Below are 22,908 nucleotides of genomic sequence, written 5' to 3'. Positions count from 1 at the left end.
CGTCATCCAGAGAAACAGCCCGGGAAGGTGTCCGCAATGAGTGCTTTTGCTAGTTGTGGTCGTATGAGGGGTGCGGGGGGCTCGTGTGACGTGGCTCTCTATTCGCAGGTCAGGAGCGGTGCGGACGCGTGCATGACATCCGATTTGTCCGACTAGGGTGGATCGTAGGTGACGTGGGTCATGTGGGGTGCTTCACCGTGCGAGTGACGGTCCGCGCGTGGGCCCTCACCGTGCGGGTGCGTCGAACGTGACGGGGCTCTCGAAAGCGGCCCGCCGAGTGGCCCGGCGCAGGGCCCGGAGGATCACCGGGCCGAGCAACAGGGTCAGTACGACGGTGGTGACGGCCCGGCCCAGGTCCCAGCCCAGGGAGGTGGCCAGGCAGTACGCGACGAAGCGGGCCAGGTTTACGGACACGGGGGCGTCCGCGGAGAAGGCGATGGACGAGGCCTGCCCCTTCATGAAGGTCCAGCCCGCCAGATTCGTGACGACGCCGTAGGCGAAGGCCGCCGGGAAGCCGTAAGCGCTCAGGAGCAGGAGTTCGCCCCGGCCACGCAGCCGGTCGCGGTCAGGGAGCAGCCCGGCCCCCATGGTGAACCAGCCCATCGCGAGCATCTGGAACGGCATCCACGGGCCCACCCCGCCGGTGAGCAGCGCCGACGCGAACATCGTGACCGAGCCGAGCACGAACCCGAAGCCGGGGCCGAGGACGCGGCCGCTCAGCACCATGAGGAAGAACATCGGCTCCAGACCGGCGGTGCCTGCGCCGATCGGCCGCAGCGCAGCGCCCGTCGCGGCCAGCACCCCGAGCATCGCGACCGCCTTCGGACCGAGCCCCGACTCGGAGATCGTCGCCCCGACGACCGCGACGAGCAGCACCAGCAGGCAGGCGAAGAACCAGGGGGCGTCCTCGCTGTGCGCGATGACGGCCGACTCGGGCGGGGCGAGGAAGGGCCACATCAGGGCGGCGATCCCTACGGCGCTGACGAGGGCGAGGGCGGCGATGGAGCGGGGGCCGAGGTCGACGGGTCGGGGTGTTCGGCGCGGGCTTTTCGAAACGCTCATGCCAGGGCCTTTCGCACCTGTGTGACCGTGAGCCACTCCTGCGGGGCGAGGATCTTGGTGACCTGCGGCGCGAAGGAGGGGGAGGAGACGACGACGTCCGCGGTCGAGCCGTCGGCGATCACCTCGCCCTCGGCCAGCAGGACGACCCGGTCGGCGAGCTCGGCGGCGAGCTCCACGTCATGGGTGGCCAGCACGATCGCGTGGCCGCGGTCGGCCAGATCGCGCACCAGGGCTACGAGGCGTTCCTTCGCCGCGTAGTCCAGGCCGCGGGTCGGCTCGTCGAGGAGAAGCAGCGGAGGGCGGGCGGTCAGGACGACAGCCAGGGCGAGCGTCAGCCGCTGGCCCTCGGAGAGGTCGCGGGGGTGGGTGTCGTCGGCGATGCCCGGGAGGAGCTCCGAGACGAGGGCGCGGCAGGTGCCGGGTTCGGCGCCGGCGTCGGCGTCGGCGGCCGTGCACTCGGCAGCGACCGTGTCGGCGTAGAGGAGGTCGCGGGGTTCCTGCGGGACGAGTCCGACTCGGCGGACGAGGTCTCGGGGTGGGGTGCGGTGGGGGACGGTGCCGCCTACGGCTACCGAGCCGGTGGTGGGTTCCACCAGGCCGACCAGGGTGTTGAGCAGGGTGGATTTGCCGGCGCCGTTGCGGCCCATGAGGGCGACGGTCTCGCCGGGGGTGACGGTGAGGTCGATGTGGCGCAGGGCGCGGATCTGGTCGCGGGTTACGGAGAGGGCCTGTACTTCGGCGGCATGGGGAGATGCCGGGGCGGTGGGGGTCTGTTTGCGGCGGAACCAGCGGTGGGGGGTGGGGACGCCCGACGGGGTGGGTGGTGCGGGCTGCCGGCTGCTGCGCGTCGGTTGTGGCTGGTCGCGCAGTTCCCCGCGCCCCTGAGCGGCGATGCTGTCCTGTTCGTCGAGCTGTTGCCGTGGGCCGGCCGGCCCTTGAGGGGCTGCGGTGGTGCGGTTCTCGAGCTGTTCGCGCAGGTCGGACGCTCTTCTGCGGGCGTCTCTGACCGTCAGGGGGAGCGGGCTCCAGCCGGCCAGGCGGCCCAGGGCGACGACCGGTGGGTAGACCGGGGAGACGGCCATGATCTCCGCCGGGGTGCCCAGGAGCGGGGCCTGGCCGGGGGAGGGCATCAGGGCGATCCGGTCGGCGTACTGGATCACCCGTTCCAGGCGGTGCTCGGCCATCAGGACCGTCGTGCCGAGGTCGTGGACCAGGCGTTGGAGGACCGCGAGGACCTCTTCCGCGGCGGCCGGGTCCAGGGCCGAGGTCGGCTCGTCCAGGACCAGGACGCTCGGGTGCGGGGTGAGGACCGAGCCGATCGCGACGCGCTGCTGCTGGCCGCCGGAGAGGGTGGCGATGGAACGGTCGCGCAGATCGGCGAGGCCCAGCAGGTCGAGGGTCTCCTCGACGCGGCGGCGCATCACGGCCGGGGCCAGGCCGAGCGACTCCATGCCGTAGGCGAGCTCGTCCTCGACCGTGTCCGTGACGAAGTGGGACAGGGGGTCCTGGCCCACCGTGCCGACCACGTCGGCGAGTTCGCGGGGCTTGTGCGTACGGGTGTCCCGGCCGGCCACCGTGACGCGGCCGCGCAGAGTGCCGCCGGTGAAGTGCGGCACGAGCCCGCTCACCGCGCCGAGCACGGTGGACTTGCCGACGCCGGACGGGCCTGCCAGCAGCACCAGTTCGCCCTCCGGGACCTCGAAGTCGACGCCCTGGACGGTGGGTTCGGCGGCACCGTCGTACGTCACGGAGACGTTCTCGAAGCGGATCACGACGGCTCCTTGGGGGCGGCGGGAGTGCGAGCTGTGGGGCTGATGAAGGCCGGGAGGAGGCCGAGGAGGACTGCCGCCGCGGGCCACAGGGGGAGGGTGGGGGCGACGAGGGGGATTACGCCGGGGTTGAGGGCTTGAGGGGCGCGGTCCGCGGCCAGGGTCAGCAGGGCGGCGACCGCCGCGCCGGAACCTGCGACCAGCCAGGCGCGGGCGTCCCAGCGGTCGGGGCGGTAACGGGTGCGCGGGGAACGCCGACTGCCCAGGCGCAGGCCCGCGAGGGCGGCGACGACTCCGGCGAGGAGGACCGGGAGACCGTAGGTGCCGCCGTCGGCGGTGAGCAGCCCGTACGTCCCGGCGCAGACGCCCAGCAGGCCGCCGAGGGTGAGCGCGGTGGTCGTACGGCGGACGCGGCGCGGGACGTCGGCGGTACGGCCGTAGCCGCGCGCGTCCATCGCGGCGGCGAGGGCGACCGACCGCTCCAACGCGCCCTCCAGGACCGGGAGCGCCACTTGGAGGAGGCCGCGGACGCCGGTGTCGGGCCGGCCGCGCAGCCGGCGGGCGGCGCGCAGCCGCTGGACGTCGGCGATGAGATTGGGGGCGTAGGTGAGGGCGACGACGACCGCCACGCCGATCTCGTACAGCGCGCCGGGCAGGGACTTGAGCAGGCGGGTGGGGTTGGCGAGGGAGTTCGCCGCGCCCACGCAGATGAGGAGCGTCGCGAGGCGCAGGCCGTCGTAGAAGGCGATGAGGACGGTCTCGACGGTGACCTTGCCGCCCAGCCGGATCCCCTGCGCCCAGTCGGGGAGGGGGATCTCGGGGAGCGTGACGATCACGTGGGTGCCGGGGAGCGGGGAGCCGAGGAGCACGGCGAAGACGAGCCGGATGAAGAGGACGGCCAGGGCCAGCTTGAAGAAGACGGAGTAGGAGCGGGCCCAGGGGGCGTTCGGGCGGCAGGCCGCCACGACGTACGCGGAGGTCGCGATGAGGAGGGCGAGGAGGAGCGGGTTGGTGGTGCGGGTGGCGGCGGTACCGAGGGCGAGGGCCCAGAGCCACCAGGCGCCGGGGTGCAGGGGAGGGGCGGCAGCGTCCCGAAGGGGCGCGGGGCCGTGACATGTGCGGCTCCGCCGCGCGGGCGCGACCAGCCACGATGGCGCCGCGGACGACCAACCTCCCGTCCCCGTCCCGAGGCGGCGCACATCGTCAGAGCCGGCGGCGCGCTCAGGCATCCCCGCGCCGCCGTGCCTGCCAGACCGCCGCAGCCCCGAGCACCACCACCACGGCGACGCCCGCGACCAGGCCCAGCGAGAGCCCGCCGTCCGAGTCGTCCTCGGCCGCGGTGGCGGTCCGTCCGGCCGCAGTCGGTTTCCCGGTCTCCCCGCCGCCGCCCGACACCTGATCGCCGCAGCCCTTCTGCGGATACCCGGTGATCGCGCACAACAGGGCGTTGCTGTCGTAGCGCAGGGGCTTGGCGACGGCCGCGAGGGCCTCGGCCGTGGTCGCGTCGGGAGCCACCCGGGCACAGGCCGTACGGCGGGCAGGGGGCGTCTCGCCGGACGGGGCGTCGGCCGCCGTACCGAAGTCGATGACCAGGGCGACCCGCTTCCTGCCGTCCTCGGCGGGCGTCCTGGCGCAGATCACCGCGAACTCGGCCGCGCCCCTGGGCTGCGTCGCGTCCTTCGAGTCCTCGCTCACCGCGAACCGGAAGCCCTGGACGTCACCGTCGGAGGGGCGGGCGAGGGAGGGGCCCTGGGTGGCGTAGATCCAGGTGTCGCCCTGCCGCTCCCAGAAGGACCAGTAGCGGTAGCCGGCCGCCTGAGCGGCCTGGGCCGCGCCGGTCAGCAGGACCAGCGCGGCCAGGAGCGGGGCGAGCACGCGGCGGATCACGCCTGGGGGCCCTTCTTGCGGCCGCTCAGCAGGAAGCCGATGCCGACGCCGACGACGAGGAAGATGCCGACGTACCACCAGACACCGAAGGGACTGTCGTCCTTGGTCTTCTCCTCGTTTGTGGCCTTTGCCGCGGCCTGCGGTGCGGGGCCGGTGGCGTTGAGCTGCTTGACCAGGTCGGCGCCGCCGAAGTCGCGGGGGTCGGTGCCGGTGGCGTGGGCGGCGAGGATCAGCTGGGCGTAGGCGGCCGGGCCGCTCTGCTTCGCCCACTTCGCGGAGTTCTGCTCCAGCCAGCGCAGCGGCTTCTCGGCGGCGTCGGCACCGGAGAGGGCGGCCAGTGCGACGACCGCGTCGGCGGTGTTGCCGTAGTCGGGCTGGTCCTCGGCGCCGGGGAGGGCGGAAGTGAGGTGGCCGTCCTTGGCGAGGGCGTCGGTGAGGTAGGCGGCGCCGTTGACGGCGGCCTGAAGCGAGGACGGGTAGCCGCCGTCGGTGCAGTCCGCAGTGGGCGTCTCCTTGCCGGGGCTCACGACGAGGCCCTTGCCGAGCGAGCCGAGGACACCGGCCGCGGTGGCGTCGGCGTTGGCGAGCAGCTTGCCCTTCTTGTCGGGCTGGAAGGCGAAGGCGCCGCCGTCGTCGTCCTTGCACGACAGGGCGAGCTGCTTGAGTGCGTCGTACGCCGACTGCCCGTCCTTGCGGACATACGCAGGCTTCTCACCGGCGGCGGCGAGTCCACCGATCACCACGGACGTGGAGTTGGTGTCGCTGGCCCCGCCCGGCATGTACCCCCAGCCGCCGTCCTTGTTCTGGACGGACTTCAGCCAGGTCACGGCCTTGGAGGTGGCGGCGTCGTGCCCGCCGAGGGCGACGAGCGCCTGGACGGCGGCGGCCGTGTTGTTGGTGTCGACGAGGGTCTTGGCATCGCAGTCGGCGGAGGCGTCGGCACGGTAGGGCGCGAAGGCCCCGTTCGCGCACTGCTGCCCAAGCAGCCAGTCCACGGCCTTCGGGGCCGGCTTCACCCCGACGGTGTCCTGAGCGAGCATCGCGAGGGACTGCCGCCAGACACCGTCGTAGGTGGGGTCGGTGGTGCCGTACAGCTCGGCGGGGTACGCCGGCTTCGGCGAGGCGGAGGGGGAGGAGTCGGCGGCTATGGCCGGCGCGGCCGCGCCGATCACGACGGCGGCGGCCAGGACCGCGGCGCTGTGACGGACGTTCATGATCGGCGGGTGCCCTTCCCTAGGGGGACCGGGCAGCACAGGGGAGACCCCCGGCGGCTCGGCTCCGTATACCTCGACGGTGCCGCACTCCGGCGGACTGCCGGGGCACGTGAGCCGGTCACTTCCCGTACGCGGCGATCCGGCTCACCGGCCTTCGACGACGACCGGTTCACGGTTGCGGGTCAGCGCCGGATTTGCACCGGCTTTCCCACGTACGGGTGTGATGACGACGGCGACACTCTACCCGGGGGTAGGCGGGGGCCGAGAGGGGGCGGTGGGCGGCGGAGGCGGGCCGGTGGTGAGCGAGGTCGAGGGTGGCCGGTTCGGCTGGATTTCGCCCATGGATGTTGCAGGGGGTTGCCGAGCTTCGTGATGGGCGTGTGCATGATCCCGGCCGGGATGTCGGCCCTTCCTTGCGGACGGATCGGTATCGGCCGACGTCAGGATGCGAGCCGTGTCGGGGGACCCCATCATGTGGGTACTGCCCTCGGTCTGCATGATCGCCGCCGTGCGGCGGTGTGATCACTGAAGTGTCAAACCAAACATGTATTTTGCGCCGAATGGCTATCGGTGTGGCTGGAATGACCTGCCGGAGGGTGGGAATCCTCTACCGTTTGGTCGGTGCGAGCGGCCCTTCGGGACGCGCAACCGTCACCCCATGACATTGCGTCTTTCGAAAAACCCTTGGTCCGTCGCGAATGACGGCTGGTTTGTGTGTCGACTGGCGCTCTGACGGGCGGGATGCTGATTCTCTGGGTCCTGCTCCGGGCGGCCGCGGCGCTGGCGACGGGAGGCACACCTGGTGTTGGGAAGTGTCAAGAGCGGCGACGGCAAGAGGCTGCTCTTCTTCGAGACGTCGGGGGACCCGAAGGGCCACCCGGTGTTCTTGCTGCATGGCACTCCGGGCAGCAGGGTCGGGCCGCGTCCACGGACCAGCGTTCTCTACAAGCTGGGCATCCGGCTCATCTCCTATGACCGGCCGGGGTACGGGGAGTCGCAGCGGTTAAAAGGCCGCGCTGTGTGTCACGCCGCCGCGGACGTGGAGGCCATCGCCGACCAGCTGAATCTCGGGCCGTTTTCCGTGCTCGGCCGTTCCGGCGGCGGACCGCACGCGTTGGCGTGTGCGGCGCTGCTTCCGGACAGGGTCGCCAGTGCTGCCGTGCTGGTCAGCATCGCTCCTCCCGATGCAGATGGGCTCGACTGGTTCGAGGGGATGGCCCCGTCCAACGTCATCGCCTACAAGGCCGCCAGGGCGGCTCTCCGCGATGGTTCCGAGGAGTGCCTGGAAAGGCTCAAGGCCAACCTTGCCAGCAATGCAGATGCCATTCGTGACAAGCCGGAATCACTACTGGGGCTACTGACTCCGGAGATGCCCACGGCAGACAAGGCTGTGGTGGGACACGGTGGGATCCGAGGCCTGCTCCTCGCCAACTACGAGACCAGTGTGGTGCGTTCCTCGTTCGGGTGGCTCGATGACGTGCTGTCCTTCCGGCGGGACTGGGGCTTCGAGCCAGGCAAGATCGTCGAAGTCCCGCTGCTGCTGTGGCACGGTGAGCACGACACCTTCTCGCCCGTCGGTCACTTCCGATGGCTAGCCGAACGCATTCCCTCAGCGACTGCCGTGCTGAAGCCGGGGGCGGCTCACTTCGCCGCGCTGCCGGCCGTACCGGAAATACTCGCTTGGCTGCGTGACCGTGCTCGCGAGCGGTTCGGGGCCGCCGTGTAGCGGGTTTCGGCAGCCCCTCCGTGTCCGCGAAAGTGGTTCGCTGCGATGTGCTCGCCGACGTCGGCGAGCACATCGCAGATCAGATCGGGTGCGGGTCGAACTCCCAGCCCGACCGACTCCACTCGCGCAGGGCCAGAGCGCGGGGATGATCGGCCCCGAGCCGCGCAGTGATCGCGCCCAGCACCTCCTCGCGCAGCCGTTCGGCCGCCTCGCTCTCTCCCAACTCGTTCAATACCACCGCGAGGTTGGCCGCGCAGACCAGTGGGGCGGGGTGCTGGTCGTCGTTGAGGACATCGCGAAGCCGGTCCAGTACCTCCTCGTAGGTAGCGCGGGCCCGTCCGCGCTGCCCCAGTGCGGCCTGGGCATTGGCCAGGTTCACCCGGCACATCAGGGTGAACGGGTGGTCGTCGTCGAAGATCGCCGCGAAGACCCTTGCGGCTTGCTCGGCGTGTGCCAGGGAGGAAGCCGCCTCGTTGGCCGTGTAGAGCAGCACGGCCAGGTTCGCGTAGCAGGCTGCTGTGTAGGGGTGTTGGTCTTGGAAGAACCGACGGCAGTCGTCCAGGACCCGGCGGGCCAGCTCAAGGGCCTCTTCGGTACGACCCTGCGCGCCCAGGATCCCGGCCAGGCCCAGGTGGAGCAGCAACCTGTTGGGCGAGGCCGACCCTTCCTCGGAGGGCAGGTTGGACAGCACTGTGCGTGTCAGGACCTCCGCCTCCTGAGCCCGGCCCATCTGGTGCAGGGCACCCGACAGCGCTTTGCCTGCGTTGATGGTGGTGGGAGCGGACGCGCCGAACTGCTGATGGGAGAGGCATTGGTCGTAGGTGCGCCGCAACGGAAGCTCGGATCCGGCGTAGTCGCCGCAGTCGAGCAGATCGCGGGCGTAACTGATGGTTGATGCCCGGGTGTAGGCATGCTCCGGGCCGAGGATCTTGTTTCGAGTCTCCATTGTCTTGCGGTCCAGCCGCAGAGCATCCGTGTACTGCCCCAACACTCGTAGACACACCGCGTAATTGTTGGCCGCCATGAGGCTGCGCGGATGGTCTTCGCCGAACAACTCCAGGAACTGCTCGTGGTTGAGCCGGTCGCGGTCCAGTGCCTCGCTGTAGCGGCCCAGACCGCGCAGGTCGGCAGCCACACCGCCGGACGTCATGAGGATGTGAAGGTCGTGCGGGCTGTCCAGGGCCGCTTCCTGGCGGTGCAGTACGTCCGTGTCCAGCTCCAGGGCCTCTTGGTATCTGCCCTGGGCACGAAGGATGTTGGCGATCTGGAAGCCCATGTGGAGCACCCAGCGCTCGTCGGGCCCGCTGTGTTCGCGCCAGCCCTGATGCACGCGCGTGCTCAGGTCGTACGCCTGCTTCAGCTCGCCGCGGCGGCGCAACTGGCGAACCCGGTCCACGATCAGCTTGCGGATGCCGTAGTCGGGTGCTGCCAGGGCCCACGAGGTTCCCAGGTGAGGCCAGATGATGCGGTAGCGCTCCCAGGTGTTGTGGTCCTCGGGGTCGTCCTGTTCGGGACGGGCGGCCACCAAGGTGCGGAAGACGACGTCCCGCGTGGCCTCCTGGTCTTCCTTCGTCATGTTCAGGCGCACGGACATCTGCACCAGGCGGTGCACGCGGAGACTGCGTGACTTGCGGTCCACCGTCGCGAGCGAGAGTCGACTCAGTTCCTGGAACGCGCGCGCGATCATTTCCGTGCTGTCGAAGGCGCGCGGCCGGAACTCCTGATCACGTGTGCTGTTCTGACCGGTGAGGGACTGCGCGATCTGCGTGCTTTGCAGCAGATCCATGGAGATCGGCTCCGGGCTGAACCAGGCGGCCAGTTTGAGCAGTTGAACCGCCGGAGGAAAGTTCTTGTTGAGTTGCCCGATGGCCACGCTCCAGGTCTTGGAGACGTCGAGGAGCCGGTCGTCGGGGCTCAGGCCGGCCGTGTCGGCGGCGGGCTGGCGCTCGAGGAGTTTGACGTACTCCTGGGTCTGAAGGCCGCTCTCCTTGAGCACGGCGGCCGCGTGCTCGACGGCCAGCGGAAGATCGCCGAGGGCGGAGGCCACTTCGTCGGCCTCCTCGGTGCTGCACTCGGTGAGCCGGCGCTTGAGGTGCGCCACACTCTCCTCGCGTTCGAACACACCGACATCGGCGATCTCCGCGTACCGTTCCCAGCCCTCGGAGCGCTGACTGGTGATCAGGACGTGGCCTGCCTTGCTGCTCACCAGCAGATCGGACAGATCGTTCACGTGCTCGACGTTGTCGAGGATCAGCAGCCAGCGGCTGTAGGGCCGGCCCAGACGCAGCGCATCCTTGACCGCGGCCGCCGTCGCCGTCGGGTTCTTGCGCTCGGAGATCTCCAGATGGCCTGCCAGCCCCGCGAACTGCTCCACTGCGAGGTTTCGCTGATCGGCCTGGATGTGCCAGACGACGTCGTAGTCGCTCTTGAAACGGTGGGCGAACTCCAGGGCCAGCATGGTCTTGCCCACGCCGCCCATGCCGCGCAGAAGTACCGTGCCGTTACCGGCCCGCAGTCGTTCGCGCACGTGCCCGAGCAACTCCTCGCGTCCGGTGAAGGACGGGTTGCGGATCGGCAGGGAGAACACGAAGGGCTCGGCCCCGGGGAAACGCGGTCCTCTGTCGCTCGCGGCGGCCGGGCTGAACAGCGGCTGTGTCGGGGCCTCCACGGCATTCAGCAGCGCTTGCCTCGCCGCCTCCTCATTGGGACCGCAACGGGCCAGATCGGCGGCGGCGCGATCGGAGAAGGGAGGGCTCATCCGTACGTCGTCCACGCGGACGGTGACCAGGGTGCGCCGATTGCCCAGACCGTCGACGGCGTCGGTCGTCTCCCACGCCGCTCGTGCTTCCACGGAGTCTCGGTAGGCGTGGGACAGGACGGCGAGAGTTCGGGTAGCCGACTTCCCTGTCGGATCAGGGGCGGAGCGTTCGGACGGGTGGGTCGTACTGCTGGACAACAGATGCACCTGGAAACCCACGGACTTGAGCGTGAACTCGATCCAGTCGGCCCAGGTGCGGTCCTCTGGCACAAAGCTGACATGGATGTCGGTGTTCTGCAGCGGCCTGGGCCGCTTGTACAGCGCGAGGACCCGCTTGCGCTCCGTGTCGTCCAAACGGGGGAACGCGGTGACGTCGCCGCCGGAGATGACTTCTGTCAGCCGTTCGCAAGCGGCGAGCATGGAGGTAGGGCTGCCGGGGGCGTCCCTGAAGGGGGCCAGTAGTTCCTCGTAGGCGTAGAAGGGGCGGTAGGGAATCTCCACCTTGCCCCAGTACTCCTGGGCGTCCAGGGAGCAGTGCCGGCGCACGATGTCGGCAAACTTCGCCCGCATCTGCTCCCGTGCCGCCTCCAGCCGGTCGGCCTCGCCGTTTGCGTCCTCCACGCGCATGGGGACCGGGATGATGCGGATCCCCCGATATCCGTAGAGGCTGTCGATCTTCTGCGCCACAGCCTGTGCACCGTCCATCCCCTGACTGCTGGGGGTGAAGGCGACGACCAGGACGTCCGGCAGCAGCACGGTGCACACATCGGAGACGTCGCTCAGGCCGGTGCGGCTGTCGATCAGGACGTAGTCGTAGTTCTGGGTCAGTTCCTGCTTCAGGGCTTCGACGAAGACCGGCCCGTGCCAGGTGTGGTCCAGGAAGCGCATCCAGTCGAACTGCGAGTACGCCGACAGGTACTCCTTGTTCTGCGTACCGGGCGAGACGTAGTCCAGCCGGCCACCGTTGGAAAACGCCCAGTCGATCGGAATGACGCAGTGATTGAAGTGGGCTTGTGTGGCCACCCAGGCGGCTTCGGCGGTCTCCCACTCGTCCTGTGCGTGTGTCTCCGGCTGCCTGCGCTGTTCCATCACCGTCTGGTTGAAGTGCAGGAAGAGGTCGATGATGCCTTGCGCGGTCCGTAACCGGTCCTGGTCAAGGAAGGGATGCAGAAAGCGGTCGAGGCCGGGTGCGTCCAGGTCCCAGTCGACGACCAGTACCCGCTTGCCCCCCGATGCCAGGATCCAGGCGGTGTTGGCGAGGGACATGGTGCGGCCGGTGCCGCCCTTGTACGAATAGAAGGTGATGACCTTCCCTCGGGTCGTTTCCTCCGGACCTGAAGTAAGCATCCCCGCCACTTCACCCGCGCCGTTCTCGTCAGTCACTGGTTGGCCTCCGAACCCCGTGACTCCGCGCCGGGTCGGACGACGGGCGCGGGGAAACATCCTGGATGGAATCGAGATACCGCAAATAGCAGCTTTTCGCCAACTCGGCGAATAGCCAGGCGAAGGCATCGGCCTTCCGGATGCCTCGTGCGGCGGTACCGCGAGCGGTGTGGGGCATCTCCCGCAGATGCCGGTGCCGGGACAGAGTCGTCTCCAGCAGTGACTGCAGCCGTGTCTCGTCGCGCTGGGTCTGTGGGTCGTCCTCGGCCAGCACTGCCATCACCGCCAGCCAGGGCCGGTTGGCCCGGACGATGTGCTGCACCTGCTCCGCGATCCGGAGATCGCCCAGCACCCATGCGTCGACCACGAGGACTGAGGGAGCGATCGGCCTGGCGGGTTCTCGCGCGGAGCCTTTGTGGGCAATGCTCTCGTAGGCCTTCTCGACCGGGACCAGCTCCGGCTCGAATCCGAGATTGCGGGCGAGAGCGAAGGCCTGCTGGGTCAGCGTTCCGTGCGCCGTGCGATAAGGCCGCCATGACTCGATGTCCGGTCCGTAGGAGGCTGCCTCACGCCCCGGCGGGAGTCGGCTGGCGGTCGGCGCGACCACCGTGATCCGCAGGGTCGGCTTCGACGGTTGGAGTGCGAACGCGTCCGTCAGACCGCGCCGATCGGTCAGTCGCTCGATGCTGACCGGCCGCGCAGGCGTGTCCTCCCACGACCGTGCGATGCGCTGGGCCAGCCGTCCCAGGACCGCGCGGTAGCCGCGCTGGTCGTCCTCCTCCATTTCCATGAGCTGGTAGAGGCCCGACTCGGCGTAGCGGTCCTGTGCGTGCTGATCCTCGTCCCCGCCCTCGTGCGGCAGGTGGGTGGAGATGTCCAGGGCGGCCATCGGCAGAGTGGTGCCCTGGGTGGGAGGGATCCATAAGACCGGGACCACGGCACGGCCGTAGTCGGAGCCGACGCGTCGCTTGAAGGCGGTCCACTGGCGGCCGCAGAGGGGGTCGGTGAAATAACGTGGAGCGTACAGGGGGACGAAGACACAGCTCGCTGCCAGCGTCGAGAGCCATCCATCGGACGCAGCGTCCCGACGGTCGACGTAACCGACATGCTCCGTCGGCACGTCGGTCAGCTGGGCCACTTGCTCCCTCAGCTCCTCGAAGAAGGAGAAGACGGGTTTGTCGGCGTCGGACCCGTGAGCCCCCGGCGTGCGGGCGTAGCTGAGGAAGAAGACAGGAGTCGAGTCCGTCATGAGTCCCCCTGAGTACCTGGCACGAAGACATTGCTCAGATCGTCGAACAGCTTGACGTCGCAGGATTTGAGCCGAGCTGCCGTGGCGACGTCGACGATCCGCTCGGCGAGCCGCCACACGGTTCGCCGGTAGACGCGCCACTTGCCCGCCTCCATCAGGCCCAGCAGCCCCATGTGCCGGTAGTCGTCTCCGAGATCGAGGCTGTGGTACTGGAACTGCTGGACCACGTCGGGCAGCACGATCCTGCCGGGAGACGTCCACAGCACCGGGACGATCGCGCTGACGGTGTAGCGCTCACTGCGGTGGTGCTCGGTCTGCCGTCGGAGGAAGCCGTCGAACTCGATCCCGCACCAGTGGCTGGCGAAATAGCGAGGCGAGTACACAGGCATGAAGACCCGGCAGGTCGCCAGCGCTTCCTTCAGATGCTTCTCCCACTCGCCGCCCAGGGGCATGCGTTTGTCGAGAAAGCCGATCGGGGTTTCCCCGTCGTGCGTGGTCAGTTGCAGGACGAACTGGCACAGCAGTTGATGGAATGCCTCCTGCCGTTCGTCCGGCGCGCGCAGGCCGGCGGCGACGCCGGGTAACTGTGCGTAGCTGTGGAAAAAGTACAGATCCTGGCTGTCAGCCGGGCGGCCGGATAAGTGGGATTCGGTCACCTGTGCTGCCCCCTCCAGCCGTGCGGTGTTCCTTGAACCATTCCACAGCCAAGTCCACCGAATGAGCCATAGGGAGGAGCCGGGCAATTCCTCCGCCGACCCGACCGCACCGCACGATGCTCGCCCCAGTGTCCGAACGTCGGCGCTCCAGCCAGGCCCCCAGGTGCGCGAAGTCCCCGTCGTCCAAGGCCACATCTTCGAACGACAGCCATTGCCGCCCGGGTTCCCCGCCCGCCTGTCGTCCGTGGGCGACCACACAGTCGTAGCGGCGCAGGGGAGAGTCGGGCAATCCGTACTCGCCGAGGTGAAATGCTGTGCACGACTCGAAGCCCACGCCCAGTAACAAGATCCGGGCGTCGAGCCGATAGAGATGTCCCAGCGGAGAGGACTCCCCGAGGTGGCAGGTGAGCGGGTGGTCCCGAGTCAGGGCAGCGGCCAGTGGCCCCGACGCGGCCAGCGACGTCTGCGGGTGAGTGCTGCGCCGCGCCCCCGGCGTACGGCGCACCCACTCGGCGACCGCTCCCATGCCATCGCTGGGCGTGGTGGCCGCGTCGAACCCGGGCATCGATTCCCGGAACGCGGCGATCTCCGACTGAGTCATGCCCTGGATTTGTTTGCGGTAGGTGGAGGAGGACAGTGAGTTGGCCGCCGTGAACGTCGGCACGACGACAGTGCCCGCAGGGCCGATGACGGCTCGCAAGCCTTCGACGACCGTCGCCGCTCCGTGTTCGGTACGGCCGATGCGGCGCAGCGAGGAATGCACCAGGACGATGTCGCCCGACCGCAATCCGAGTGCCTGTAGGTCGTCGGCGAGCCCGGGGCCCGTGTACGGCGTCGTCATGGGCCGGTCACCAGCGAGTGAGCGGCCGTTCTGATGGCCCTTGCCATGCGCAGGCCGGCCGAAGTGGGGGCGTCGGCCTCGGCGGCGAAGGCGTCCAGCGCGGCGAGCGTCTGCTTCCCCCAGAGTTCCGCCTCGGCCCGGGCAGCCTGTCCCCGACGGGCGTGCCATGCTCGGGCCACGGCCAGTCGGGCGTACGCCCGTCGCAATGCCGCCTCCTGGCCTGTGCCGCCCAGGTCGAGCAGGTCGCGGAGGGCTGCGAACTTCGCGTACTGCCACTCTCGGAGCATGGCCGCGACGAGGTCCTGCTCGGTGTCGGTCGGCGCCAGCGCCAGAGCGCCGAAAGGCGGGCGGGAGGCGTCCTCCGACGGATCGCTGTCGAGGAGCACCAGCGTGTTCACCCCGGCCGCCAGCGCGGCGGCTTGGTGCGGGTGCCGACGGGCAAGAACGGCCCAAGCAGCTACCAGAGACCTTCGCCAAGTCGCCGTGAGGTCGGCCGGAGTGCCGGCGCCCGTCGTGCGGGAATCGTTTCGCTGCAGTCTCACCTCCAACCCTTCGCTCGACAGGCGTTGCACGGGTTCCCAGCTCGCCATGCCGCCGTCGGTCCGCCACACGCGCCCGCCGTTCGTGCCCAACCTGACTCTGTCTCCGACCGCGAGGGACCCGCGGGCGGGCAGCAGACGCAGTCGGCCGACCGACGGCAGAGGCACGACGCCATCGGCGTCCACGCGAACCGCGAGCTCCAGACGACGCCGTGCGCGGACGGCTGTCGCGAGAACCAGCCCTTCGAGGAGTTCGGTGTCAGGTACTGCCTGTCCGTGTGCGTCGGCGGAGCACGCCGCCACCGCCCAGGAATGGACCGAGGGGTCCGCGAGTACGACGTCCAGATCCGGGCCGTCCAACTCCAGCAAGGCTTGCCACGTGTCCTCCGAGCCGATGCCGGCGCGGAGAAGATAGGCCAGCATCGCGCGGCGCAGGTCCAACTGTGCTTCCGACAGACGCAGTACGGCAGCGTACTCCGGCGCGCCGCCGCCCGTGAGCGCGCCGATGTCGGCCGGCGGCACGGAGTGTCGTTGTGTCTTGGGGGCGGCCGACTGTATGTGCTGGATGAGTTTGAGCAAGTCGGCGCAATACACGGAGGGGTTGACGAATCCGGTGCCGGTTCTGAACCGGTGCCCGTAGAGGCCGCCGCCGCAGATGCTCACCACCGGGCATGCCCGGCACTGCGCGGACAGCCCGTCCAGGCCCAGGCTCCGGGCCTGAAAGCCGGTGTGTCGAGCGGCCTCGTCGAAGCTGTTGACCAGGACGTGATAGCCGGTCTCCGGCGCGCCCTCGGCCACCGTCTTGAGCCAGTCGGCCTGTTCGATCGCCCCGTCCGTCTCTATCACCAGGAGGTCGGGACTGCCGAGCCCGAGTGCCTCGGTGAAGCCGGGCTCGCCCGTCGCCGCAGCCTCTACCGACTCGAACACGCGGATGCTGAACGGTCGGCCATCCGCGTTCCACCGCTCGTACGAGGCGATCAGCCAGTCCGCGTAGTCCGTGGTGCCGCGCGGTCGGGCCGGCGGGTGGTCCCATGTGGCATGGGGAAGGAGGAAGTCCACGCGCGGAGGCCGTACTTCGGCCAACGCGTCATAGACCGCGTCCGGGTCGTTGTTCACGTCCACGGTGCACAACAGACCCGCGAACGCCGGACGGTGGGCGGGCTGCCCGAGCAGTCGCAGCGCCCGCACCGTGTCGTCATAGCTGCCGGACCCGTCGGCCCGCACCCGGTGACGGTCGTGGGAGACCCTGTCTCCGTCCAGGGAGACGCCCGCGTGGATGCGCTCACGTACCAGGAGCGCGCAGAATTCGTCGTCGAGGAGCAGCCCGTTGGTCTGCATACGGAGGTCGAGCACCGCGACGCCGTCCAGCGAGCGGCGCAGTTCGTGTGCCAGGGCAGCCAGGCGTTCGGGACCGGCGAGCAATGGTTCCCCGCCGTGCAACACGACGGTGACCCGCTTGAGCCGGTGCGCCCTAGCATGCTCGGCGATGCGCTCGGCGGTGGCCCTGACGACGCGCGGCGCCATTACCCGGGGACGGCGGCGCCAGCTCTGATCTGCGTGTTTGTAGACATAACAGTGGTCACAGGCCAGATCGCACCGACTGTGAACCTTCACTACGAACTGCCGGAAGGGCCGTGCTGCCATTGGCGCCGGCACGTCGTCCCGCTCCGTTTCAGATGTGGGAGTTGAATCCTGCGGAGGCGTTGTCGCCGATCGACGTGGCGCGCATGACGACTGACTCACTTCGGAGACTCAGTTTCGTGAGCTGCTCGCGACTGGGGTGGTCTGCCTTCCACGCGGCACGAGGGGCTTCACCCACTGCGCGTGCGGCGGCGCGGTTCTCTACGTCGCTGTGCATGACAGTTCCCCTTGGGTGATGCGCCCCGGAGCACCTTGAAAACCCGCACTGTGTCGCGTCCCGTACTGGGTATTCCGGCAGCGGCGTCGGCAACTCGACACCTTCATGCTGCATTCGCGCAAGGCCCATGACAAGACGACCTCCGGCCAACCCCGTTCGAGGGGAACGGCCTTGTGAGCGCAGGTAGGAGCACTGCTGTTCGACGTGAGCACTGCGGCCCTGCAGACCTTCTGTTCTCACACCGCCACATAAGCCACCGGCTCACTCCCCGGCACCGCCTCCGCCCTCCCCAGTTTCACCAGCCGCCTCAGATGCGCCTCTGCCTCCGCGATCGCGATGTTGCGGGAGGGGTACGGGATCTGGGACCAGGGGCGGTTCCACTCCATCCGTTCGGCGAGTTGCCAGGGGGTGAGGGGAGCGGCGAGGAGGGTCAGGAGGTCGGTGAGGCGGTCCTCGTGGTGGGTGAGCAGCTCGCGCACGCGGGCGGGTGCGTCGGTGAACGTGTGCTGGTGGGCCGGGAGGACCTCGGCGGGGGCCAGCGTGGCGACGCGTTCCAGGGAGGCCAGATAGTCGCCGAGCGGGTCGGTGACTGTCGTGTCGTCGGGGTCCTCGTACAGGCCGATGTGTGGGGTGATCCCGGGCAGCAGATGGTCGCCGGAGAACAGGCGGCCGCGGCCGGGGAGCCCGGCCGGATGGTCCTCCTCCAGGTGCAGGCAGACATGGCCGGGGGTGTGGCCCGGGGTCCAGATCGCGCGCAGGCGGCGGCCGGGGAGGTCGACGAGTTCGCCGGGGACGATCTCGCGGTCGGGTGCCGCGGGGGAGAAGCCGGGCATGGTGCTCGGGCGGCGGGCGGTGCGCAGCGGGGCCACATGGGCCTCGGGGGCGCCGGCCGCCGTGAGCTTGGCCGCCATGTACGTGAACCAGCGCTCGGGCCGGGTCGTGCGGGTGCGCCGTACGATCGCCGCGTCCAGCGCGTGCATCGCGATCCACGCACCGGAGGCCTCGCGCACCTTGCCCGACAGGCCGTGGTGGTCGGGGTGGTGATGGGTGATCACCACGCCGTGGATCTCTCGGGGCGCCGTACCGCAGGCCGCGAGGCCCTCGGCGAGGGTGTCCCAGGAGGTCGGGTCGTCCCAGCCGGTGTCGATGAGCACCGGGCCCCGGTCGGTGTCGACGACGTACACGAGCGTGTGGCCGAGAGGGTTGTCCGGGATGGGGACCTCGATGGACCGGACTCCGCCGCCGTGGTCGTACATCTGCGCCATGGGTTCCCCAATCGCCGCGACACGTTCCGGCCACCGTGCCCCACTATAACTAGAACAGGTTCCGATGGGAGCCCGAGTCATCTACCAGCAGTCCGGCGAGAGGGAGGAAGGGAAGTGGTCGCAGGGGTTCCAGGCCGGCATGTCGGCGGGCTCGGCCTGCCGTATGCGCTCGGGAGTCCAGTACCTCCTGATCTCCTCCGGGCTCCTGGTCTCCCTGTCGACGGACACCCCGTTGCCGCGCCGCACGTCGTCCCAGGCCGACGCCATCCATGCGGCGCCGCAGACGGCCACCGTGCCGACCGCGGCGAAGGCCGCCCAGTCGCGCCTGCGCGTTGCCATCCCGTGCCCCCTCTCTGACGTGATCAGCGTAGGGCCGAGCTGTGTGCGGTCCGTGGACTCCTCTGGATGGAACTGGTATCAGTTCCGTGTATCTGATGGATCGTCAGAGTCACGCTCCGGGGAGGCAGTCGGCCATGACCGAGCTCGTGGAACACGGACAGCTGTTCATCGGCGGGGAGTTGACCGACCCCCTCGGCAAGGGCGTCATCGAGGTGATCTCGCCGCACACCGAGGAGGTCATCGGACGCGTGCCGCACGCCTCGCCCGCCGACGTCGACCGGGCTGTCGCGGTGGCGCGCAAGGCGTTCGACGAGGGGCCCTGGCCGCGGGCCACCCTCGACGAACGGATCGAGGTGGTCACCCGCATCAAGGACGGGATCGCCGCACGGCACGAGGAGATCGCCCGGGTCATATCCTCCGAGAACGGCTCCCCGTACTCCTGGAGCGTCCTCGCGCAGGCACTCGGCGCGATGATGGTCTGGGACGCGGCGATCACCGTGGCGCGGAACTTCACGTACGAGGAGACGCGCAACGGCGTCCTCGGCAAGATCCTCGTGCGGCGCGAGCCGGTCGGGGTCGTGGCCGCCGTGGTCCCCTGGAACGTCCCGCAGTTCGTCGCCGCCGCCAAGCTCGCGCCCGCGCTGCTCACCGGCTGCACGGTGATTCTCAAGCCGTCGCCGGAGTCCCCGCTGGACGCCTATCTCCTCGCCGAGATCGCGAAGGACGCCGGGCTGCCGGAGGGGGTTCTCTCCATCCTCCCGGCGGACCGCGAGGTGAGCGAGTACCTGGTCGGGCACCCGGCGATCGACAAGGTCTCCTTCACCGGGTCGGTGGCGGCCGGGAAGCGCGTCATGGAGGTCGCCGCCCGCAATCTCACCCGCGTCACCCTGGAGTTGGGCGGCAAGTCGGCGGCCGTCGTCCTGCCGGACGCGGACGTCGAGGCCACCGTCGCCGGTGTCGTGCCGGCGGCCTGGATGAACAACGGCCAGGCGTGCGTCGCCCAGACCCGCATCCTGCTGCCCCGCTCCCGCTACGACGAGTTCGCCGAGGCCTTCGCCGCGGCGGCCGGCGCGCTGGTGGTCGGCGACCCGCTGGACCCGGCGACCCAGGTGGGCCCCCTGGTCGCACAGCGCCAGCAGCGCAGGAACCTCGACTACATCCGCATCGGCCAGGAAGAGGGCGCGAAGATCCTGACCGGCGGTGGGCGTCCGGCGGGACTGGAGAAGGGCTGGTACGTCGAGCCGACGCTCTTCGGGGACGTCGACAACTCCATGCGGATCGCTCGCGAGGAGATCTTCGGCCCGGTCATCTGCCTGCTCCCGTACGGCGACGAGGCCGAGGCGGTGAAGATCGCGAACGACTCCGACTACGGCCTGAGCGGCAGCGTCTGGACCGCCGACACCGCGCACGGCATCGACATCGCCCGTCAGGTCCGCACCGGCACCTACTCGGTGAACACCTTCAGCCTGGACATGCTGGGCCCGTTCGGCGGCTACAAGAACTCCGGTCTGGGGCGGGAGTTCGGACCCGAGGGGTTCGGCGAGTATCTGGAGCACAAGATGATCCACCTCCCGGCCGGCTGGGAGGCGTAGGGGATGGGTGACCGCTGGCACGTCGAGGTCGACCGGTCGGTGTGCATCGGCTCGGCCCAGTGCGTCCACCACGCCCCCGACGGATTCCGCCTCGACACCGGCCGTCAGTCCCATCCGGCCGACCCGGAGACCGACGCGAACGAGCAGATCCTCGCGGCGGCGGAGAGCTGCCCCGTCGAGGCGATCGTGATCACGCTGTTGGGGAGCGGGGAACCGGTGTTCCCACCGGAGGAATAGTGCAGGAGTAGTACAGGAATAGTGCCGAAAAATCCCCTTTGGGAGGTTTCATTTTCGGCTGACTGTTCTATTCTGGAAGTCGGCCTACGAGGCGAGTGAGGGAGTCCGACCGGAGTAGCCGACTCTGGCGAGAGGCACACGGTTTCCGCTGGGGCCGACGTCGACGGTCGGGCTGAGAGGCCGGAAGGTCGTGCGCGGCGCACGACCGGAAGGCGACCCCCACCACCTGATCCGGACCATGCCGGCGAAGGGAACCCGTCTCGTAGGTCTTCATGTGTCCGTGGGTGCCGTCAGGTCGATCAGGCGGCACACGGTCTCGATGTCGATCTTCACCTGGGCGATCGAGGCGCGGCCGGACAGCCAGGTGATCAGGGCCGAGTGCCAGGTGTGCTCGATGACGCGGACGGCGGACAGCTGCTCGGGCGTCGGGTTCTCCAGGCCCATCGCGTCCAGGATGATCACCGTGGTCTGGCGGGACACCTGGTCGACCTCGGGGGAGACGCTGCGGTCGGCGAAGGTCAGCGCGCGGACCATCGCGTCGGCCAGGTGCGGCTCGCGTTGCAGGGCGCGGAACGCCCGCATCAGGGTCTCCGCGACCCGCTCCGCCGCCGTCGCGCCCTGCGGCGGCTTCTTTCGCAGCGTGCCGTGCATGTGTTCCAACTGGTCCTGCATCGTGGCGACCAGCAGATGCACCTTGGACGGGAAGTAGCGGTACAGCGTGCCGAGCGCCACCTGCGAGGACTCCGCGACCTCTCGCATCTGTACGGCGTCGAAGCCGCCCCGGCTCGCGAGCTGCGCGCTGGCGTGCAGGATGCGCCGGCGGCGGGCCTCCTGCCGCTCGGTGAGTGGCGGTGAGGAGGGGCTCGCGCTACTGACTTCCGCAGGCATGGATCCCGTTCCGTGACAGTCGGTGAGGGTGAGTGACCGGACAGAGCATGCCAGCGCGTCGGTCGTGGCGTGAATCACCTGATCCATCGCTCACAGCGGCGCTACCTGCCGGTAGATTCAGAGCCTCTTGAACGATCAAGTCTGAAACTTGTTCTAGATTAGCGTCCCGGCGTAATCTCGCGGGACAGTGCAGGGAGAAGGGGGCCCAGAGTGACCGCTGAGGCCAGGGAGGCCGGGTCCCCACAGGACCCTGCCGCCGACGGCGGGCGACCGCTCGACATCGCGCTTCTCACCTATAAAGGGAACCCGTTCTGCGGCGGCCAGGGCGTCTACGTACGTCATCTCTCCCGCGAGCTGGCCCGCCTCGGCCACCGCGTCGAGGTCATCGGCTCCCAGCCCTACCCCGTCCTCGACGAGGGCGCGGACTACGCCGACCGTCTGACCCTCACCGAGCTCCCCAGCCTCGACCTCTACCGCCAGCCCGACCCCTTCCGCACGCCGGGGCGCGGTGAGTACCGCGACTGGGTCGACGCGCTGGAAGTGGCGACGATGTGGACCGGCGGGTTCCCCGAGCCGCTGACGTTCTCGCTGCGCGCCCGCCGTCTGCTGCGCGCCCGGCGCGGCGAGTTCGACGTCGTGCACGACAACCAGACCCTGGGATACGGGCTGTTGGGCGACGTGGGCGCGCCCCTCGTCACCACCATCCACCACCCGATCACCGTGGACCGCCAGTTGGAGCTGGACGCGGCGGAGGGTCGGCGACGGCGGATGTCGGTGCGCCGCTGGTACGCCTTCACGCGCATGCAGAAGCGCGTGGCGCGCCGCCTGCCGTCCGTCCTCACCGTCTCCGGCACGTCACGCCAGGAGATCGTCGACCATCTCGGCGTCGAGCAGGATCGCGTCCACGTGGTGCACATCGGCGCGGACACGGACCTTTTCTCGCCGGATCCGTCGGTGCGGCGGATCCCCGGCCGCATCGTCACGACCTCCAGCGCCGATGTCCCCCTGAAGGGCCTGGTCTTCCTCGTCGAGGCGCTCGCCAAGGTCCGCACCGAGCACCCCGACGCCCACCTCGTGGTCGTCGGCAAGCGGCCGGAGGAGGGGCCCGTCGCGCAGGCGATGGAGCGCTACGGCCTAGAAGGCGCCGTCGACTTCGTCAAGGGCATCTCCGACGCGGAACTCGTCGACCTGGTCCGCTCGGCGCAGGTCGCGTGCGTGCCGTCGCTGTACGAGGGCTTCTCCCTGCCGGCCGCCGAGGCCATGGCCACCGGGACGCCGCTCGTCGCCACGACCGGCGGGGCGATTCCCGAGGTCGCCGGGCGGGACGGCGAGACGTGTCTGGCGGTGCCCCCGGGTGACTCCGGCGCGCTGGCCGCCGGCCTGAGCCGGCTGCTGGGGGACGCGGAACTGCGCCGCCGGCTGGGAGCGGCCGGACGCGAGCGGGTCCTGCGCCACTTCACCTGGGCGAAGGCGGCGGAGGGCACGGTGGCCCGCTACCGAGAGGCGATGGCCCGCTCGGCCGAACGCTCCCGGGTGCGTGTCGCCGACCGTTCCGCGACCGCGACCGACGTCGGCCACGCCCTACCGGCAATGGAGGCCGAGCCCGGCAACGCCACCCGCGTGACCGAGGCCGCCCAGTGACCGC

Annotated in this window: 17 protein-coding genes and 1 riboswitch; of the genes, 4 read left to right on the top strand and 13 right to left on the bottom strand. The window is 69.7% G+C overall.

Annotation, left to right across the window (positions count from 1 at the left end; all coding sequences use genetic code 11):
- Nucleotides 1-225: 225 nt before the first annotated feature.
- From OG254_RS15070 to OG254_RS15050, 5 genes are read right to left on the bottom strand one after another with little or no spacing between them, the layout of a single operon-like run.
- Nucleotides 226-1,062, bottom strand: a complete 837-nt coding sequence (locus OG254_RS15070; RefSeq protein ID WP_405581798.1) for an ECF transporter S component — start codon at nucleotides 1,060-1,062, stop codon at nucleotides 226-228.
- The gene (locus OG254_RS15065) at nucleotides 1,059-2,834 is read right to left on the bottom strand and encodes an ABC transporter ATP-binding protein (protein WP_405581796.1); all 1,776 of its coding nucleotides are present in this window, start codon (nucleotides 2,832-2,834) and stop codon (nucleotides 1,059-1,061) included. Before OG254_RS15065 ends, OG254_RS15070 begins: the two co-directional genes overlap by 4 nt.
- A complete protein-coding gene (locus tag OG254_RS15060) occupies nucleotides 2,831-4,060 on the bottom strand; it encodes an energy-coupling factor transporter transmembrane component T (RefSeq protein WP_405581793.1) in 1,230 nt (409 codons plus the stop codon). The genes OG254_RS15065 and OG254_RS15060 overlap by 4 nt, the downstream gene beginning before the upstream one ends.
- Nucleotides 4,053-4,718, bottom strand: coding sequence for an SCO2322 family protein (locus OG254_RS15055; RefSeq protein ID WP_405581791.1), 666 nt, complete (start codon nucleotides 4,716-4,718; stop codon nucleotides 4,053-4,055). The genes OG254_RS15060 and OG254_RS15055 overlap by 8 nt, the downstream gene beginning before the upstream one ends.
- Nucleotides 4,715-5,932, bottom strand: a complete 1,218-nt coding sequence (locus OG254_RS15050; protein ID WP_405581788.1) for a prenyltransferase/squalene oxidase repeat-containing protein — start codon at nucleotides 5,930-5,932, stop codon at nucleotides 4,715-4,717. The genes OG254_RS15055 and OG254_RS15050 overlap by 4 nt, the downstream gene beginning before the upstream one ends.
- 115 nt (nucleotides 5,933-6,047) lie before the next feature.
- Nucleotides 6,048-6,182, bottom strand: a riboswitch (cobalamin riboswitch).
- Nucleotides 6,183-6,734: 552 nt separating this feature from the next.
- Between OG254_RS15050 and OG254_RS15045 the strand changes: the two genes are divergently transcribed.
- Nucleotides 6,735-7,658 (top strand): alpha/beta fold hydrolase, encoded by a 924-nt coding sequence (locus OG254_RS15045; protein WP_405581785.1) that lies wholly within the window; start codon nucleotides 6,735-6,737, stop codon nucleotides 7,656-7,658.
- 79 nt (nucleotides 7,659-7,737) lie between these two features.
- Here the strand turns inward: OG254_RS15045 and fxsT are convergent, their stop codons facing one another.
- The 7 genes from fxsT to OG254_RS15010 all read right to left on the bottom strand — a co-directional run bounded on the left by fxsT (nucleotide 7,738) and on the right by OG254_RS15010 (nucleotide 18,546).
- Nucleotides 7,738-11,799, bottom strand: a complete 4,062-nt coding sequence (fxsT, locus tag OG254_RS15040; protein ID WP_405581782.1) for an FxSxx-COOH system tetratricopeptide repeat protein — start codon at nucleotides 11,797-11,799, stop codon at nucleotides 7,738-7,740.
- Complete coding sequence (locus OG254_RS15035) at nucleotides 11,792-13,048, bottom strand: TIR-like protein FxsC (protein ID WP_405581779.1); 1,257 nt, start codon at nucleotides 13,046-13,048, stop codon at nucleotides 11,792-11,794. Before OG254_RS15035 ends, fxsT begins: the two co-directional genes overlap by 8 nt.
- Nucleotides 13,045-13,704 (bottom strand): TIR-like protein FxsC, encoded by a 660-nt coding sequence (locus tag OG254_RS15030; RefSeq protein ID WP_405581776.1) that lies wholly within the window; start codon nucleotides 13,702-13,704, stop codon nucleotides 13,045-13,047. The genes OG254_RS15035 and OG254_RS15030 overlap by 4 nt, the downstream gene beginning before the upstream one ends.
- Nucleotides 13,670-14,545 (bottom strand): aminoglycoside N(3)-acetyltransferase, encoded by an 876-nt coding sequence (locus OG254_RS15025; RefSeq protein WP_405581773.1) that lies wholly within the window; start codon nucleotides 14,543-14,545, stop codon nucleotides 13,670-13,672. Before OG254_RS15025 ends, OG254_RS15030 begins: the two co-directional genes overlap by 35 nt.
- Nucleotides 14,542-16,728, bottom strand: coding sequence for an FxsB family cyclophane-forming radical SAM/SPASM peptide maturase (locus OG254_RS15020; RefSeq protein ID WP_405581770.1), 2,187 nt, complete (start codon nucleotides 16,726-16,728; stop codon nucleotides 14,542-14,544). Before OG254_RS15020 ends, OG254_RS15025 begins: the two co-directional genes overlap by 4 nt.
- Before the next feature lie 450 nt (nucleotides 16,729-17,178).
- Nucleotides 17,179-18,207, bottom strand: coding sequence for an MBL fold metallo-hydrolase (locus tag OG254_RS15015; RefSeq protein ID WP_405581767.1), 1,029 nt, complete (start codon nucleotides 18,205-18,207; stop codon nucleotides 17,179-17,181).
- A gap of 81 nt (nucleotides 18,208-18,288) precedes the next feature.
- The gene (locus OG254_RS15010; RefSeq protein ID WP_405581765.1) at nucleotides 18,289-18,546 is read right to left on the bottom strand and encodes a hypothetical protein; all 258 of its coding nucleotides are present in this window, start codon (nucleotides 18,544-18,546) and stop codon (nucleotides 18,289-18,291) included.
- 134 nt (nucleotides 18,547-18,680) lie between these two features.
- Between OG254_RS15010 and OG254_RS15005 the strand changes: the two genes are divergently transcribed.
- Nucleotides 18,681-20,138, top strand: a complete 1,458-nt coding sequence (locus OG254_RS15005; protein ID WP_405581762.1) for an aldehyde dehydrogenase — start codon at nucleotides 18,681-18,683, stop codon at nucleotides 20,136-20,138.
- Nucleotides 20,139-20,141: 3 nt separating this feature from the next.
- The gene (locus OG254_RS15000) at nucleotides 20,142-20,375 is read left to right on the top strand and encodes a ferredoxin (RefSeq protein ID WP_093745839.1); all 234 of its coding nucleotides are present in this window, start codon (nucleotides 20,142-20,144) and stop codon (nucleotides 20,373-20,375) included.
- 270 nt (nucleotides 20,376-20,645) lie between these two features.
- Here the strand turns inward: OG254_RS15000 and OG254_RS14995 are convergent, their stop codons facing one another.
- A complete protein-coding gene (locus OG254_RS14995; RefSeq protein WP_351187641.1) occupies nucleotides 20,646-21,263 on the bottom strand; it encodes a TetR family transcriptional regulator in 618 nt (205 codons plus the stop codon).
- A gap of 210 nt (nucleotides 21,264-21,473) precedes the next feature.
- Here OG254_RS14995 and OG254_RS14990 point away from each other — a divergent pair, with 210 nt between their 5' ends.
- Nucleotides 21,474-22,904 carry a glycosyltransferase family 4 protein gene (locus OG254_RS14990; RefSeq protein ID WP_405581757.1) on the top strand — a complete coding sequence of 477 codons (1,431 nt, stop codon included), beginning with the start codon at nucleotides 21,474-21,476 and terminating at the stop codon, nucleotides 22,902-22,904.
- The last annotated feature ends 4 nt before the right edge of the window (nucleotides 22,905-22,908 follow it).

The organism is Streptomyces sp. NBC_01092 (genome assembly GCF_045039535.1).
Taxonomy (GTDB): Bacteria; Actinomycetota; Actinomycetes; order Streptomycetales; family Streptomycetaceae; genus Streptomyces.
This window is presented reverse-complemented; position numbering and strand designations above follow the sequence as displayed.

Coding starts and splice junctions, on each gene's coding strand:
- OG254_RS15020 (WP_405581770.1), bottom strand. CDS start 16,728: ATGGCAGCACGGCCCTTCCGGCAGTTCGTAGTGAAGGTTCACAGTCGG.
- OG254_RS15070 (WP_405581798.1), bottom strand. CDS start 1,062: ATGAGCGTTTCGAAAAGCCCGCGCCGAACACCCCGACCCGTCGACCTC.
- OG254_RS15010 (WP_405581765.1), bottom strand. CDS start 18,546: ATGGCAACGCGCAGGCGCGACTGGGCGGCCTTCGCCGCGGTCGGCACG.
- OG254_RS15000 (WP_093745839.1), top strand. CDS start 20,142: ATGGGTGACCGCTGGCACGTCGAGGTCGACCGGTCGGTGTGCATCGGC.
- OG254_RS15035 (WP_405581779.1), bottom strand. CDS start 13,048: ATGACGGACTCGACTCCTGTCTTCTTCCTCAGCTACGCCCGCACGCCG.
- OG254_RS15060 (WP_405581793.1), bottom strand. CDS start 4,060: ATGCCTGAGCGCGCCGCCGGCTCTGACGATGTGCGCCGCCTCGGGACG.
- OG254_RS14995 (WP_351187641.1), bottom strand. CDS start 21,263: ATGCCTGCGGAAGTCAGTAGCGCGAGCCCCTCCTCACCGCCACTCACC.
- OG254_RS15050 (WP_405581788.1), bottom strand. CDS start 5,932: ATGAACGTCCGTCACAGCGCCGCGGTCCTGGCCGCCGCCGTCGTGATC.
- OG254_RS15005 (WP_405581762.1), top strand. CDS start 18,681: ATGACCGAGCTCGTGGAACACGGACAGCTGTTCATCGGCGGGGAGTTG.
- OG254_RS15015 (WP_405581767.1), bottom strand. CDS start 18,207: ATGGCGCAGATGTACGACCACGGCGGCGGAGTCCGGTCCATCGAGGTC.
- OG254_RS15025 (WP_405581773.1), bottom strand. CDS start 14,545: ATGACGACGCCGTACACGGGCCCCGGGCTCGCCGACGACCTACAGGCA.